Consider the following 16319-nt stretch of genomic DNA (forward strand, 5'->3'; position numbering starts at 1 on the left):
TGTGGTGAATCCGGAATTCGCATTGGCGATAATGCGACCAACTTCGATCCCTCTGCTGTCTGCCGATATCGCATTTTTCTCAATCAAGCTTCCGTGGCGCAATTGAACACGGACGGAGCGGCGGACACGCTCGAGTTGAAGGTCCGCCGCTCCGGTTTCAGATCAAGGAGTGATGCTGCAACGGGAGATGGGTAGCGAGCTGCGCTTGAGCTGCGCCGCCGACCGCGTCGCTGTCGAGAGAGAGCGACCCGGTTGAGCTGTCAAAGATGATGTGGTGGGAACCGTCATCTGTGGCCATAACAGCAGGGGACGTATGCAATGAAAGCCCTCCCGACTTGAGGTCGGCAAGCGCGGAGTGGTCGAGCTGGACTTTGTCCTGAAGCTTGCTGAAGTCGAAGGCATCGTTGCCGTGACCGGATGTCAGGTCGGCGACGGCGCTCTTGTGGACACCGGCGCCGGCATTTTCGTTGCCCTGGAGCAGTTGGGCGAACCCGTGGCCGGTCAGGCTGGTTGCCGTTTTCTCCGATGGGCTGCTGGTCGCGGCAAGCTCCGAGCCGGACGAAAGCGCGGGGCTCAACGCGGCCAGCACCCGGTCAACGCTGCTGCCTCCCTTGTCGCCGGCAGTATCATGGCTGGTGTCGTTGCTGCCGAACAGATCGGTCAGAGCGTGAAAACCGCCGCGGTCGGAGGGGGAAGCGGCGGTCACAGTCGAACTGCCATCGCTTGCGATGGGGTGCGAAGGCGCCGTCGCGGTCGAGCTGCCATCGCTGGTGCTATCGCCGGTGGAAGGGGCGGTCGCAGTCGAGCTGCCATCGCTCGTGGTGGCGCCGGCGGCGGTCGCAGTCGAACTGCCATCGCTGGTGCTATCGCCGGTGGCGGCATGGGAAGGGGCGGTCGCAGTCGAGCTGCCATCGCTCGTGGTGGCGCTGGCGGCGGCGGTCGCAGTCGAACTGCCATCGCTTGCGATGAGGTGCGAAGGCGCCGTCGCGGTCGAGCTGCCATCGCTGGTGCTATCGCCGGTGGCGGCATGGGAAGGCGCGGTCGCAGTCGAGCTGCTATCGCCGGTTGCGGCATGGGAAGGCGCAGTCACCGTCGAGCTGCTATCGCTGGTGGCGGCGTCGGACGCGGGCGCAGCAGCACTGCTGTCGCTGCTGGTGGTGTCTGAGGCCACAGCGGTAGTGGTGTTGTGTTCCCGGAAAACGGCTTGCAGTTCCGAGGAGCTTTCAAGCGCGGTATCGCCGTTCTGCGTTCCCCACTTGTAGGTATAGTCGAAGGCGGGTGACGGAACCAGCTTGGCCCAATGATCCATCATGGTTTGCATCTGTTCGGTGGTGGGCATGACCTGTCTGCCGCCATCGGAAGTCTCCCAATTGCCGCCGCCAAAGGCCTGGAAGACCGGAACGATGTTGCTGATCGGGATGCCCGACTTCACCGCTGCAGCCACGGCTCGGTCGATCATGTCGTAGTCGACCGTGTCCGTTCCCGTGCGCACCGGATAGGGGTCTATTCCAAAATAGTCGATATGCGTGTTGGCCGGATTGTAGGTGTTGGTAAAATCCGGATTGGTCGGGGATCCCATGTTCATCATGGTGATGAAGGTCTTGGCGCCTGGAAAATGCTCATGGATCCAGTCGGATTCCGCCTTCAGGTTCTCGGCGGTTGCATAGGTGCCCCACCTGCCCGTGGGATCGGGCTCGTCAACCAGATAGAATCCGAACACATTCGGATTGCCGAGGAAGGGGGTCATTTTCTCGATGAAGGATGAAGTTACGCCCTCGTGCTCGTTGAGGTACACCAGACCCTTCATGCCGTCCGGCAACGCGTCGACTTGCGAAGCGTACTGAACGTCAGCCAGATTGAAGCCGGCAGTCGCGATTTCGGTGGCGGATCCACCCGACGTATAATGCAGAGTTGCCATCCAATATTCCTTTTTCTGATTTCGATAGCGCCCGGCGTCTACCTACAGACGGCGTATATTAGCGCCAAATCACATACAGACACCCGTCGATAGAATCATTGACCGTTTGTAGGAATGCTGCACGGATTGTGACTTATTTTGACAGCAGCGACTTAGGACAAGATGCTTATTGTCTTCTGATGTCAGAATGATGCCAGAATTGCGACTTTATTTTGAAGGCGCTGTGGTTTTTGAAGTTCCTCGATATTTTTATAATGGCTATACATTTATAGATTGTAATGCGTTAGACGTCAACTTTCGTACGGAAATTCAAAATGACGTTAACCTCTGACTCCGGGCCCCTCCACAGTTTCACTGCCCAACCAATTAGCTGTGGACAATGTAGGCATCTGCGCGCTCGTCACCTGGTATCGGTCGGCAGATCTCCGTGATCGAAATCAAATCAATTTAGGAAACCTCCCAAAAGGTGAGAGTAGGGCTGGTTCCCAGCTGGAGAGCCTGAGGGCCTTGGCCGCCTGAGCACCGTCATGTGTCCGCCGCTCCGCTAAACACGGGGGCTGCGCGGCGGACACGCCGACGTCACCGCAATACCACGCCATTTTGCTGAACTTGACGCACACAACTCGAACCCGCTGGGTGACGAAGGTTGAGCATCAGCCAGAAATGGGCATCCCGCTTTGGAAAAATCCGGTGCTTGAACAAAGATAAAGCGGCGGACCGTCTCGAATTGAAGGTCCGCCGTTCCGGGTCGTTCAAATCACAAGGAACGAACCTGCCGTAAGCGACAGACCTGGAGAGAGAGTGGCGAACTGTATTTGAGCTGCGCCACCGATCCCGTCGCTGTCGAAAGAGAGCGCTCCGGTTGAACTGTTGTAGATGATATGGTCGGAGCTGTCATGCGCAGCCGTGCCAGCAAAGAAAGCATGGGATGAGAGGCCTCCAAGCTTAAGCCCGGCAAAAACGGCGTCGTCGAGCTGGATCTTGTCCTGGAGCTTGTTGAAGTCGGTGACCTTGTCGATATTGCCGGCTCCAAGAGCGCTGTTGAACACGAAGGCATCATTGCCTCCGTTACCGGTCAAGATGTCGGCACCGCCGCCACCATTGATGATGTTCGCGCCGGCGTTGCCTTGGATGGTCTGGCTGAACTCGTTGCCGCTGAGGTTCATTGCCGTCGTGTCGGATGGATACCTTGCAGCGAGAAGCTCGATCTGGGAGCCCGTCGAAAGCGCATGGCTCACTGAAGTGATCACCCTATCGGCGCCGCCGCCCACCGTCTCAATGACCTTGTCACCGGCATTGTCGACATAGTAGGTGTCATTGCCGCCATAGCCGGTCATTGTGTCAGCGCCGCCGAGGCCGTTGATGACATTGGCGCCGGCATTGCCCTGGATAGTCTGGGCGAATTCGTTGCCGACAAGGGTGACCGCCATCGTGCCGGACGGATTGCTGGTGGCGAGAAGCTCGATCTCCGACCCGCCCGCAAGGGTATGACTTACGGAGGCGAGTGCTTTGTCGGTACCGCCGCCCACTGTCTCGATGACCTTGTCACCGGCATTGTCAACATAGTAGGTGTCATTGCCACCGTAGCCGGTCATCGTGTCAGCGCCGCCGCCACCGTTGATGATGTTGGCGCCAGCGTTGCCCACGATGGTCTGGCTGAACTCGTTGCCGCTGAGGTTCATTGCCGTCGTGTCGGATGGATACCTTGCAGCGAGAAGCTCGATCTGGGAGCCCGTCGAAAGCGCATGGCTCACTGAAGTGATCACCCTATCGGCGCCGCCGCCCACCGTCTCAATGACCTTGTCACCGGCATTGTCGACATAGTAGGTGTCATTGCCGCCATAGCCGGTCATTGTGTCAGCGCCGCCGAGGCCGTTGATGACATTGGCGCCGGCATTGCCCTGGATAGTCTGGGCGAATTCGTTGCCGACAAGGGTGACCGCCATCGTGCCGGACGGATTGCTGGTGGCGAGAAGCTCGATCTCCGACCCGCCCGCAAGGGTATGACTTACGGACGCGAGCACTTTGTCGGTACCGCCGCCTGCTGTCTCAATCTCCTTGTCGCGGACATCTTCGACATAATAGGTGTCATTGCCACCATAGCCGATCATCGTGTGGCCGCCGGCGCCGTGGAACACATCGTCGCCGCTGGTGCCATACAAGGTGTCGCTTGTGTCGACTGGAGGCGGTTCGGTCCCAGTCGTTGCGAGGTTGTGCTCCCGGAAAACGGCTTGTAGTTCCGGAGAGCTCTCTAATGCGGTGTCGCCGTTCTGCGTTCCCCATTTGTAGGTATAGTCGAAGGCGGGTGACGGAACCAGCTTGGCCCAATGATCGATCATGATTTGCATCTGTTCGGCGGTGGGCATGACCTGTCTGCCGCCATCGGAAGTCTCCCAATTGCCGCCACCGAAGGCCTGATAGACCGGAACGATGTTGCTGATCGGGATGCCGGATTTCACCGCTGCAGCCACGGCTCGGTCGATCATGTCGTAGTCGACCGTGTCCGTTCCCGTGCGCACCGGATAGGGGTCTATTCCAAAATAGTCGATATGCGTGTTGGCCGGATTGTAGGTGTTGGTAAAATCCGGATTGGTCGGGGATCCCATGTTCATCATGGTGATGAAGGTCTTGGCGCCTGGAAAATGCTCATGGATCCAGTCGGATTCCGCCTTCAGGTTCTCGGCGGTTGCATAGGTGCCCCACCTGCCCGTGGGATCGGGCTCGTCAACCAGATAGAACCCAAACACATTCGGATTGCCGAGGAAGGGGGTCATTTTCTCGATGAAGGATGAAGTTACGCCCTCATGCTCGTTGAGGTACACCAGGCCTTTCATGCCGTCAGGCAATGCGTCGACCAGCGAAACATACTGAACGTCAGCCAGATTGAAGCCGGCGGTTGCGATTTCGGTGGCGGATCCACCCGATGCATAGTGCAGAGTTGCCATCCATAATCCCTCATTTTGATTCGATAGCGCCCCGCGGATGTCTGCCTACTAGAGGGTGTATATTAGCGCCAAATCACATACCTGCAGGCTCTGATGGATGGTTGATCGCCAATAGGAATGCTGCACGGAAGGAGTAACTTCCATGGACATAATAAATAAGTAACAAGAATATGATCCCATCAAAGGGCCGTGTTTTTATCCAGCCCATCTGGTTAGATTGAAAGACAGATAGTTTAATATCTAGAGCGTATCTTGCAGATCGCTGAAATAAACTTGTAAATTATGTTTCTATCTAACTGTTCACCCGCGCATTGAGAGATCAGACAGACGTTCACCTAAGAGCCAGACCCCTCCACAGTCTCAATCCCGCAACCAATTAGTTGTGGATAATTCGTAGGTGTCCGCGCGTTCGTCGCGTGAAATCGGTCGGCAGATCAGGTCGCCGGCGTCGGAACGGTCCGAATCGGCTTATCCGCTGGTCGCAAGGAGGCAGGTTGCGCCAGGAGTTGTGGCTGAGGGGTCGACCATCATGCCTGGTAGCACAAGCGGGACAAGCTGAGGCGCGAACCCGGACCGGGAGCTTAGGAATCCGACGCGCCCAGCGTAGAGCAGCCGTACAACGCACGACTGTCGGAAGCGCTTTCTTCGGTTGCCTTATCAGTTGCAAGTCCGGCTTGGCCGAACCCCTAGAGTTCGAGGCGCAATTCATCACCGTACCCGTTCCTATGCACCACCAGATGCCGTCGAGGCGGTTCGCGATACCCGTAAGGCCGTGATCCCCATGCAGTTTGCCTCATTCAAACAGACGAGGACAGTATGCAAGCCTCCTCCTACCGTATCCTTTCACGCGCACAGAAGTAACGAAGCAAAACCATGAAAGCAGATGCGAAAGGCAGTTACTTCACGCGACCGGAACACGGCGCACGGACGGGAGCTTCGGGATGAATCCGCATCTCGTTTGTGTGGGAGGCGAAGATCACGCCCTGAGAATTCCGTTCCTAATGTCGCTGCGCGAAAGCGGCTTCCGGGTCACGGCAGTTTCAACCGGCGATGAGGCTGCGTTTTTGCGGCATGGCATTCCGCATCGCCGCTACGGTTTCGACCGATTTGCCAGCGGCACTGGCGAGTGGACCGCTGTAAGAGCGATTCGGAAATTGCTTGCGGAACTCCGGCCTGACATCGTCCAAAGCTTCGATACCAAGCCTAACCTGCTGACACCCATTTCGGTGCGCGGAACGGTCCCGGTCGTGCGCACGATCAACGGCCTGGGCTGGACATTTTCATCGTTGGAACCGCGGGCTCTGGCCTTACGTCCAATTTTTTGCGGACTACAATGGCTTGCCTCCTTCTGGACGGCAGCGACGGTATTTCAGAATCGGGACGATGAGGCTTTCTTCAAGCGCTTTCGATTGATTGAACCTGGCAGCGGAAGAGTGATCCGCAGTTCTGGCATCGATGTCGATGCGTTCGCTATGGCGAGGCATCTTGCTCCGCCGGCGGCGAAAATGCGCCAGGAACTCGGGCTCCAGTCAGCAGAGATCGTAATTTTTGTGGGCCGGCTAACCCGCCAGAAGGGCATCCCGACGCTGCTCCAAGCAGTCCCCCGCGTCCTTTCTAAAAGGCCTAATGCGCGTTTCGTGCTTGTCGGCCCTTGGGAGTCCGAAGGTCCATTTGCAGTCGACAAGTCGGAAATCGATAGACACGCTCCTCATATCATCGCGCTAGGCCCACGACGCGATGTTCCAGCCCTTCTTGGCATGGCCGACGTGTTCGCCTTCCCCACACAATATCGAGAAGGAATCCCGCGCGTCCTGCTCGAGGCAGGGCTGGCGGGATTGCCCATGGTCGCCTCAAAGATGCCCGGCTGCAATGAGGTGGTCGAGGATGGATGGAACGGCTACCTAGTCCAACCCTACGACGCCGATGGCCTTGCATCTCGAATAGTCGACATCCTGTCCGACCGCAGTCACGGAAAAATCATGGGCGGTCGTTCTGTCGAACTCGTCCGTGAGCAGTTCGCGCTGCCGCGGGTGGTCGCTCAGTATTGCGATCTGTACGAAAATATCCTTGGCGCCAAATCCCACGGTGGCCTCGCCCGACCGGGGTATCCGATCTTAATTAGAGACGATGCTGTCAGCGGTAGATTGGATGTGCGCCGATGATCCGGGACGCGATCCTGGCCTGCGGGCTCGCAACGACCTATGCGGAGCAACTCGACATTCCCGGGTCGCCCTTGGGGATTGGCGAACTGTTCCTCGTGCTTTGGATCATGCTGTCGATCGCGCGCGTCCTTGCCGGCGGTCGCCTGGAGACCAGGCCGGCGCTGACACTCCTTGCAAGTTACTGGACGATCATGGCGCTGGCTCTGGGGGTCGGCACCGTTGTCGGCTATCTGACCACAGTTCTATACCTGACGGGCCTGATGCACGATACGATGGCCTACCTGCTGTTGGTCAGCGTCACCTGCCTTGCCGCTGCAGAACCCGACGCCGACCGCCATCTCCGTCGTACTGGCTGGTGGGTCGTGGGTATCGCGAATATGGCCCTTGCCATTCAGCTGGGACAGGGCTGGGGCTGGATCCCCCGAGCTGGCGTCGATCCCTGGTACTGGGACCGCTTTCGCGGCTGGTCGCACAATCCAAATCAGCTCGCGCTCTACTGCGCAATCTTTGGCCCGCTAGCCTTGCATCTTGCGACCACCACCAGCAATCGATGGGGCAGCTTTCTTGGGATCGCCAGCCTGTTCCTAACCTTCTATGTCGGGAGGCTGACAAAGAGCGATACCTATTTGTATACCAGTATCCTGACTTGCCTGACGTTCCTCGGGCTGCGGATCAGGACATGGCTCAAGACCGGTGGCAACAGGGGCAGCTTTTCACGGCAAGCCGTCCTCCTGTTGCTCGTCGGTATCCTTCCGTTGGCGATCGCGATAACCCCCTACGCCGTGACGGAGGCGAGCGTCCTCGAAAACTTCGCCAAGGGCCTGACCAAGGACAAGGGCGGCGAGGCCACTGCCGAAACCGCCGCACTCCGCGTGCATCTCTGGGACGAAGCAATAGAGAAGGGCGCGGAATCCGGGTCGTTGGGCCTTGGTCCAGGTCCGCATCTCGAGCGCCCATCAGTGTTCGAATCGCAATTTCTGGAACGACCCTTCGAGGCTCACAACACGATCCTCGACCTGTACACTCAAGGTGGACTTATTGCGGTTCTGGCGCTGGTCTGGATCGTCAGCGCCGCCATCGTGTCGGTATGGCGTGCGAAGCTCGACGCGCTGTTAGCGCTCGTGGTGTCAATCGCTATTTTCGGAATGCCGCACCTGATCATCCGTCACCCGATCGTGTGGTTTGCGCTGACCATCTGCCTTGTCGCCGGTGCTCCGAAAGCAGTTTCTGCAATCTCCAACAATCCGGGTTAATGGCATGTGTGGTATTGCCGGAATTCTTCTTGCCCCCGATTCAGCCGACACGAAGCCGCTCAAGGCAATAGAGCAAATGACGGCCGCGCTTCGTCACCGCGGACCGGATGGCGAGGCATTCTGGATACATAGCGAAGCCGGGCTTGCCTTCGGTCACAGGCGTTTGGCCATTGTTGATCTGTCGGAGGCGGGCTGCCAGCCAATGCATTCCGAAAGCGGCAGATACGTCATTACGTTTAACGGCGAAATATACAATTTCCGCGATCTGCGCTGCGAACTGGAAAGTACAGGTCGTCATTTCAGGGGCACCAGCGATACCGAGGTCATGCTTGCCGCTATTGAGAATTGGGGCCTCGAAAAAGCACTCACACGCTTCGCCGGCATGTTCGCGCTAGGACTATGGGATCTGAAGACGAGGACGCTCCATCTCGCCCGCGACCGAATGGGCAAAAAGCCGCTTTATGTCGCCTCAACACGTGATGCGCTTGTTTTTGCCTCTGAGTTGAAGGCGATCACCCGTTTTCCAGGTTTTTGTCAGGAGCTCGATATCAATGCGGCCGCGGCGATGCTTTCGAACGGATGGGTACCGGATGACAGCTGCATCTGGCGAGGCGTGTTCAAATTACCGCCGGGTTCGGTCCTGTCGGTGACGGCAGCTGACTTCGCCGCGTCGCGAAGTGCCGCCTCGCTAGCGCATCGTATTCGATACTGGTGGTCGCTAGCCGAAACCGCCGCCAAAGGGCGGGCGGAGCAGGTCGTCGGCAGTGACGAAGAACTTACCACTGAACTGGATGGCCTGCTTCGACTTGCCGTTCGGGAGCGCATGATCGCTGACGTTCCGCTCGGGGCCTTCCTGTCGGGCGGAATAGACAGCTCGACGGTTGTAGCCCTGATGCAGGCTCAATCGGACAAGCCGGTGCGCACGTTCACGATCGCTTTCGGAGAGGGCGGGTTCGATGAGGCTCCCCACGCGGCGGAAGTCGCGCGGCATCTGGGCACCGACCATACCGAACTCCACCTTTCGGCTGCCGTAGCGCGCGAAGTCATTCCAGAATTGCCGCAGATCTGGGACGAGCCTTTCGCTGACGAATCGCAGATACCAACTCTGCTGGTGGCGCGGCTCGCCCGCCGGCACGTTACGGTGGCTCTGTCGGGTGACGGTGGCGACGAATGCTTCGCCGGCTACGCCCGCCACTTCATGGCTGCCCGCCTGCGACGACAGCATACTCTGCCGTCGGCACTGCGTCGGGCGCTCGCGGCAGGCACTGGGTTACTGGCCCGTGCAGCCCGTCACGATCTCGTCGGGAAGCTGCCGCTTTCGGAGGGTGCACGGCATGCGCTGCGGGGCGACCGGCTGGATCGCCTTGCTCAGCTACTCGCTGCAGCCGATGAGGACGAGTTGTTTCGGCGACTGACGAGATCGTCGACCGAGAACCTCAGCCTGCACCAGCCCCCCTCATCAATCCACGTCGAGCACCGGCTTGATGGGCTGCTGTCCCGTCTTTTGTATGACGATATGGACGGCTACCTGCCCGGCGATATATTGGTGAAGCTGGACCGCGCCAGCATGGCCAACAGCCTCGAGGGGCGGTGCCCGCTACTCGATCATCGGGTTGTCGAATTCGCCTGGCGCCTGCCGACGAATACCAAGGTTCGTAATGGCAAAGGTAAGTGGATCCTTCGTCAGTTGTTGCGCCGGTACGTTCCGCAGCGACTGATCGAGCGGCCAAAGCAAGGTTTCGATGTTCCTATAGCAGTCTGGCTGAGGGGCCCGCTGCTCAGTTGGGCAAACGATCTTGTCGCCGATATGCGCATCTCCGGAGACGGAATTTTCGACCTTGCGAAGGTGGATGCGTGCTGGCGCGGTCACGTCGATGGCAGGCACGACCATTCTCGCGAATTGTGGCCGGCTTTGATGTTCCAGGCCTGGCACAACGAGGCAAGGCGGCCATCGCCGCCAGCAACGGGTTCTCGCGTGCCCGAACTTACAGGAGATTAAGATGGAAGGGTCCATAGTTAGCCGCATCCACCTTCCGCACGTTACCGAAATGCACTTGCCTGCGCGCGAAATCACTCCGCGCATGAAACGGCCGTTGCGTGAGCAGATGGACACGCAAACCCCGCTCCATCAGCTCCTCGTTACCCTCTCAAGAAAAAAGTGGTTCCTCCTGGCCATGGTCGTCGCAGGCGGTGTCTTGGCCGCGCTTGGAGGGCTTGCACGGCCTGCCCTATACGAGGCCACCACGCAGGTAATCGTCGACGCACCTAGTAGAGCAGCCCCTGCCGGCGGCTTGATCTCTGCTCAGGATCAGCTGGATTCCAGCATTGACGACCATATCACCATGCTCTCATCGCAAAGCCACCTGCGAAGCGTAGTGGCAGCGCTGCGCAAAACGGATGCTGCCAATGGTGCTAAACAGGCTGGTGCTCGAACCGGAAACCATCCTCCGAAGCCTGTTGGCGTCGAGCCGCTGAATTTGCGCTCGGTTCCAGCCGATTTGCTGGCCAAAATTTGGCCGCGAAGCACGCCGGCGGAGCCAGATGCGGCTGAACTCAAGGTGCTGCGTGAAGGTATGAGGATCGGCCAGGAGCTGCGATCGAGAGTTATCAGTGTCGGCTTCACCGATCACGATCCGGCGCGAGCCGCTCTGATCGCCAACACGTTCGTCGAAGTGTATATTGGCGATCTGGCAAGGAAAAGCCAAGCGTCGGACAGGCTGGAACTCGACTCGATAGTCTCCGGGCTGCCGACTATACAAAGCAGTCTGGCAGAAGCGACCGATCGTCTGGAGAGATATCGGTTGAGCCATGGCGCGGTCGATCAAGGTGCGGCGGACAATGCTGCCAAGGAGACAGCCGAACTCACTCAGCAAATTTCCTTGTCGAAAGCGGACCTCTCCGCAACGGAATCTCGACTCCAACACATTCAGGACTTGCGAAAGGGGGGCGCGCCCGTTGCCTCGGTAGCCGAAGCCATCGAATCACCCTTGCTGGCCGATCTCTTGGCAGGCCAGGCCAACGGCACGGCAGATGAGAATGTCACAAATGCGATCGATCGTGAGATCGAACAAGAAATCGCCCGCGTCGCTGCTGAGGCAAACATCTATCGCTCCCAGATTGCGGCGCTGCAAAAGCGTAAGGATGTCCTAGATGCGGTTGTGGCCGATACAGCCGGCCGGCTTTCCGGACTGCGTGCTCTCGAGCCGCAGGTCAGCATCCTGACGCAGCGCTACAACGACCTTTTGACCCGGCAACAGGACTTGATGCGGCGTATTGCAAGTCCATCCCCCGGAGTCAGGCTTCTCTCAGCGGCGTGGCCCCCTACCAATCCAACGACTCTTTCGCCAATTTTTCTTATTCCGCCTGGCATGGTCGTGTTTGGCCTGATTGGAGGGATTTTCATACTTGTCCGCCAACGCTTCGATCGCACTTTGCGCGGAGAGGCCGAAGCTGAAGCAGCGCTCAAGGTTCCGTGCCTCGGGCTAATACCCCAGGCTCCCACAACGCACGCGAAGCGACTGCAGCAGCTGGTTTCAGGCCAGCAGGGGTGCAGATACAGCCGCGCCGTGACGTCCCTGCTTGTCGCCGCGGCGCCCCAACAGGCAAGGGATTACTCGAACATAATCTTGATAACATCCTGCGGTGAGGATGATGGCAAGACCGAGCTCGCATGGAGCATGGCCTTGGCGGCCACCAGACTTGGAGGGCGAGTACTCTTCATTGATCTGGACCGCACGGACCACCGCCTTACCGGCGAGTTTGTGAAGGAATTCAGCGCACGTAAGCCGCACAATTTTTTCGGAGACTATGTGAGTGACCGTTGTGCACTGCACGATGCGATAGCAGGAATGTCGGCGATCGGGATCGACTTCATGGCGCTCGCACCGTCGGAGGATCTGCTGCCCTTGCTGTCCAGTGTCGACGGCTCCCCTTTCAAAGATGAACTGCACTCGATCTATCGGGTCGTCATCATAAATGGACCGCTGGGGCTTGAGGGACCAGAGGCCAGGCTCCTGACAGGCTGGGGTGACGTGGTTCTTTTCGCCGTTCGCTGGGCGAAAACGCGACGCAGCATCGCGCGAGGCGTTCTGGACCTGCTTGCGGGCGATGCACCAGCTTCGGTCCCCGTCGCAAGCGTTCTCACGAAGGTTAATCTCAGGAAGCACGCTGGTTACCGGTTCGGGGACAGCGCTGACCTCTTGCTGGAGAGGACATGACGAGCGCGGCTCTTGTTGTTGCGCACTTCCCGCTTGGTTGAAAATCACCGCGCTAGGCGCTGCGCCGATCGGCTGCTGGGCGCGGGCCATCCGGCAGTAGCTGGGGTTGTCGCGGAGAGATCCATCCGGAGCGTGGGTCCGAAGTGTCACAACGGAACCTACGGCCAGGAGCCGCCGGACGGGCATTCATGAATTCCGGACCCCATCTGAGGCAACGCGCCTGACGCCGTCCTTCGTCTGCTTGGCGTTCACCGCGCGCCTAGTGGTGTCGAAATCACCCTTCACGCGGACCCGCTCATCGCTGCTTGGCTTGGCGATGAATCCGTAGCGCAGGTGACGAGACTTTGTCGATCTTTGCCCAGAGTGCGCTCCCCCCCATCGTCGATGCATTCCTGACCGCGTATGCCCATGCCGGCAACCGCGATGGTGAAATCGCAAGGGCAGTCAAACCTTGCGCAATCCGTTGCGCTTTGCTTCGCGGCAGGGCGCGCACGAACTCACTCACGCTACCTGGTTTCTCTCCCTTTCGGAAAAAGCTGTGGACGATGTCTTGTTTCAGGAATTTGGCGAGATTGAACGGCTCCCGCTCGCACTTGCTCAATTGCAAGCCGTGCCGCTGACATATGGCATCGAAGGCTTCTTTCGTCCATCGGCCGATGTGGTTTGGTGGCATGTCTATGAGCGAGCCATGGGACTCCATGTAGTAAGTTCTGTTTTCATTTGGCACGGCGATAAAGGCAGATCCTTGCGCCTTCAGAAGATATTTCAATCGAGCAAAAACGTCGTCCACTTGGTCCATATGCTCGAAGACTTGAAACATGAAAATAAAGTCGAAGGACTCTTTCATAGAATCGAAGCTGTCCATCCGAAAATCGCCTGAATAGGTCTTAAAGCCTTTCGACGCCAGTACAGACCTCGCCGTTTCGTTGTAGTCGACCGCAGAGATGTCGGAAACATGGAAGAATTTATTCTTGATGCGATCGAGAAAATATCCGAACCCAGACCCCACTTCGAGGGCAGTTTTTCCGCCAGTCTTCAGGCCCGCGAGCTCTTCGATAGTCCTTGAATATTCCCATTTCATGGTCGGATAGGAAGGGTACGCCCAGGCTAAGTTATAAAATTCAACGCCGCCAGCGACGAAGGGATCTGCAAAACCGAATCCGCAATCTGCGCATTTGCGGATATCGCATGTGTTGCTGCCCCAGAGATCCGACAGGTGGCTTGTTAATTTTCGAGAGCGGTCGGGGTCCTGACGCGGATTGATGAAATGTCGAGAGGCCTCATCTGCTGTCACTTCGAACAATTTCGCGGTTGATACACTGGCACACGCCGGACAAATGGTCATCTCGCTTACCCCTAAAGGCCAGACCGAAGGAAAGCCGCCTTCGACGGTATATGATGCGCCCCAGCCCGCCCGCCGTCGCGCTCGACGATGCCGCCATGCTCAGAAGCTAAATCGTCTCAGGCTACGCAATCGACCCAGTCTCGGGCGGATCGCGAACACGTAAGTAAGAATGTGCTGGCTCGCTATTTTCATAACTGACGGGCGAAGAATTTGCATCGCATCTCGGATCGTCGCCCGCCAGGGTTGCTGGTGGAATCTGCTGGGAAGACGAGCAACCCGCAGCGCCCGTAACAGAGTCTCAGGGCAGGGAAGATGTTTACGATCCTCGATGAGGTTCCAGTTAAGCTCTTTGACGGCAAGCGTTACCTGATCGACCTCATCGAAACTCTTGGTTGTAGTGATGCTCGGGTGGTTCGTCGCGTCGTAGAAGATCAAGCCATCGTTTATCGCGACCATGTCTCCGTGGCAGGCCAGATCGACAAAGAACAGCTGGTCGACTCCAGCTGGGATTGAATTATGGGCGCGCATCAGGCAACCCGCGTGAATGACGTCGCGGTTGATCAAAAGCGTCGATGGGATGATCCCAAGGCTCCGCGTCGTGCGGACCAGATAGAGGTCCGTCAGGCATTGCTGGCTTGAGTAGACGGAAATTCGTTGCCGCCCCTGCGGTGGCAATCGGAATTTCATCCGATCGTCCTCAATTATATTGGCTGCACAGGTCATGAATGCAGCTGAGGGATGCTTGGTGGAAACCTCGGCAAAGGTCTTGAGTGCGCCCGGGGCGAGCCAGTCATCGTCATGGAGCAGCTTGATCCATTTTCCGGCGCAAGCGAGCATGGCATTGTTGGTATTCTCTACCTGACCGCGGCCCCGGCAGTTTTCGACAATTCGGATGCGAGGCTCGGTCCGCGCATACTCGGCCACGATTGCCCAGGTCGGTCCGTCCCGGCCCTCGTCGTCGCTGACGACCAACTCCCAACTGGAAAAATTCTGACTCAGAATGCTATCCATTGCCCGGCGGATCGTGTCCGGTCGGCGAAAGGTTGGGATTGCAACTGAAATGAAAGGGCGCAGTCGCGAAGCATCAGCGCGATGATGTTGGTCAACCACAGCGGTCGTTTGGAGCTGATCAAGCTGCGATTGTTTCATGGTGCTTTTCCCTCGAGATGATGACCTTGTTTTGGTATGGCAGCTCCCGCTGGTTTAATGGCATGGCTCAAAATATACAGAGAGGCCGCCGTTTTCAGTGCAAACCCGACGCCGCCGCCGGCCGCCATCAGATAAATGACCTTGAGTGGTTCCCAACCTGCCTCAGCACCGGCAAGAAGCGGACCAAACACCAGCGCCGTCCGCGCGCCGTCGACGAGAAGCCGTAGCTCCTGCCGGCGCAGGAGAGCTGGGACATCTTGAAGCGGCGTCGCCAACGCCTGCGCAGCCCCCATGAACGCCAGCGCGGTCATAATGTCTGCGGCGGGAACCCAGGGCGGGCCCAGCAGGGGGACGACAATATATGGCGCAGCCAGGCCAAGCGCCAATATTGGCAATGCAGTGAGGCAGGCTGAAAGCATCAAGAGGCCGCGTGCGGTGCCGAGCAGATGTCTGCGATCACTGTTTTTGTTCGCCTCGGAGACAAAAACATTGCTGAGCGGGGTGGCGATCAGCGTGACCGGCGCAGTCACCAGCCGCGCTGCCACTCCCAGGTAACCCGCAAAAGCGGCGCCAAACAGCGAACCAACAAGTATTGCGGGAAGATTGATAATGGCGAAACTCGCGAGAGCTGAGGGAATGTCAAATAACGGAAACTTGTATTCTCGCCTGGCGACGGCAAAGACGGTACGCCACGGCGCTCGGGCGACGCCGTGTAAGTCCTTCCAGCTCAGAATCCGAGAGCCGAGGAGTCCGATAAAAATGAATTGGCTCAGGATATGGGCATGTACCATCGACTCACCTCCGAAATGGGCGAGCCCAAAAATCAATTGCAGCAGGGCCATGGTCGCCGGCAAGATCAGCCGGCCGAGGGCGAAGTCTCGTAGCAGGCCTGCGCGCAGGCTCCAGCAGTTCATGGCTTCGACGAGACCTGCGCCCGCCATCCCAAGTGGAACGAGCCAGGCGAGGTGGCCGACCCGCGCTGGAGCGATGCTCGCCCACAGCAGTCCTGCCGCAAAGGCGAGGACACTCGTCACCGACACAGCCAGGAGAATGAGCTTAACAGTCACATACGCCCGCGCATTGTCCTTGACACCATAGAGAGAGGCCTCGAAACGCAGTGCTGCGATCGCGCCGAGGATGTTTACGATCGAAAGATAAATCGTGAAGATCCCGAAATCTGCCGGGGAATAGAGCCGGGCCAAAACGGGAATAGCGGCGACGAGAGTCAACTGACCGGCAATCGCCATGGCCGAAACGCCTCCTGCCGCGCGCAGAATACTGCCGATCGGGCTTGGAGGAACACGGGTGATTATTTTCTCGACCGTAGGAA

General features: G+C 58.3%; 9 protein-coding genes. 4 read left to right on the plus strand and 5 right to left on the minus strand.

Features of this window, described 5'->3' with window-relative positions:
• Positions 1–157: 157 nt before the first annotated feature.
• Both NKH49_RS06605 and NKH49_RS06610 read right to left on the minus strand, forming a co-directional pair.
• Positions 158–1918, minus strand: coding sequence for a calcium-binding protein (locus NKH49_RS06605; RefSeq protein ID WP_352925628.1), 1761 nt, complete (start codon positions 1916–1918; stop codon positions 158–160).
• A 752-nt stretch (positions 1919–2670) separates the two neighbouring features.
• Entirely contained in the window at positions 2671–4863 is a 2193-nt protein-coding gene (locus tag NKH49_RS06610) for a calcium-binding protein (protein WP_352925630.1), read from the minus strand.
• A 941-nt stretch (positions 4864–5804) separates the two neighbouring features.
• On the opposite strand from NKH49_RS06610, the gene NKH49_RS06615 reads away from it, so the two are divergent.
• The 4 genes from NKH49_RS06615 to NKH49_RS06630 are packed head-to-tail and all read left to right on the plus strand — an operon-like array spanning position 5805 to position 12495.
• Positions 5805–7025: a glycosyltransferase gene (locus NKH49_RS06615; protein WP_352925632.1), complete on the plus strand. Its 1221-nt coding sequence runs from the start codon at positions 5805–5807 to the stop codon at positions 7023–7025.
• A complete protein-coding gene (locus NKH49_RS06620; RefSeq protein ID WP_352925634.1) occupies positions 7022–8278 on the plus strand; it encodes an O-antigen ligase family protein in 1257 nt (418 codons plus the stop codon). Before NKH49_RS06615 ends, NKH49_RS06620 begins: the two co-directional genes overlap by 4 nt.
• Before the next feature lie 4 nt (positions 8279–8282).
• Positions 8283–10277, plus strand: coding sequence for an asparagine synthase (glutamine-hydrolyzing) (gene asnB / locus NKH49_RS06625; protein ID WP_352501443.1), 1995 nt, complete (start codon positions 8283–8285; stop codon positions 10275–10277).
• Position 10278: 1 nt separating this feature from the next.
• Positions 10279–12495, plus strand: a complete 2217-nt coding sequence (locus tag NKH49_RS06630) for a GumC family protein (protein WP_352683144.1) — start codon at positions 10279–10281, stop codon at positions 12493–12495.
• A 295-nt stretch (positions 12496–12790) separates the two neighbouring features.
• Here NKH49_RS06630 and NKH49_RS06635 read toward each other — a convergent pair whose 3' ends face one another.
• The 3 genes from NKH49_RS06635 to NKH49_RS06645 all read right to left on the minus strand — a co-directional run bounded on the left by NKH49_RS06635 (position 12791) and on the right by NKH49_RS06645 (position 16236).
• A complete protein-coding gene (locus NKH49_RS06635) occupies positions 12791–13840 on the minus strand; it encodes a class I SAM-dependent methyltransferase (protein ID WP_352472463.1) in 1050 nt (349 codons plus the stop codon).
• 99 nt (positions 13841–13939) lie between these two features.
• Positions 13940–14989 carry a glycosyltransferase family 2 protein gene (locus NKH49_RS06640; RefSeq protein WP_352472464.1) on the minus strand — a complete coding sequence of 350 codons (1050 nt, stop codon included), beginning with the start codon at positions 14987–14989 and terminating at the stop codon, positions 13940–13942.
• Positions 14986–16236 (minus strand): oligosaccharide flippase family protein, encoded by a 1251-nt coding sequence (locus NKH49_RS06645; RefSeq protein ID WP_352472465.1) that lies wholly within the window; start codon positions 16234–16236, stop codon positions 14986–14988. The genes NKH49_RS06640 and NKH49_RS06645 overlap by 4 nt, the downstream gene beginning before the upstream one ends.
• Positions 16237–16319: the final 83 nt, after the last annotated feature.

The sequence above is a fragment of the Mesorhizobium sp. M1088 genome (genome assembly GCF_040318575.1).
Taxonomy (GTDB): Bacteria; Pseudomonadota; Alphaproteobacteria; order Rhizobiales; family Rhizobiaceae; genus Mesorhizobium.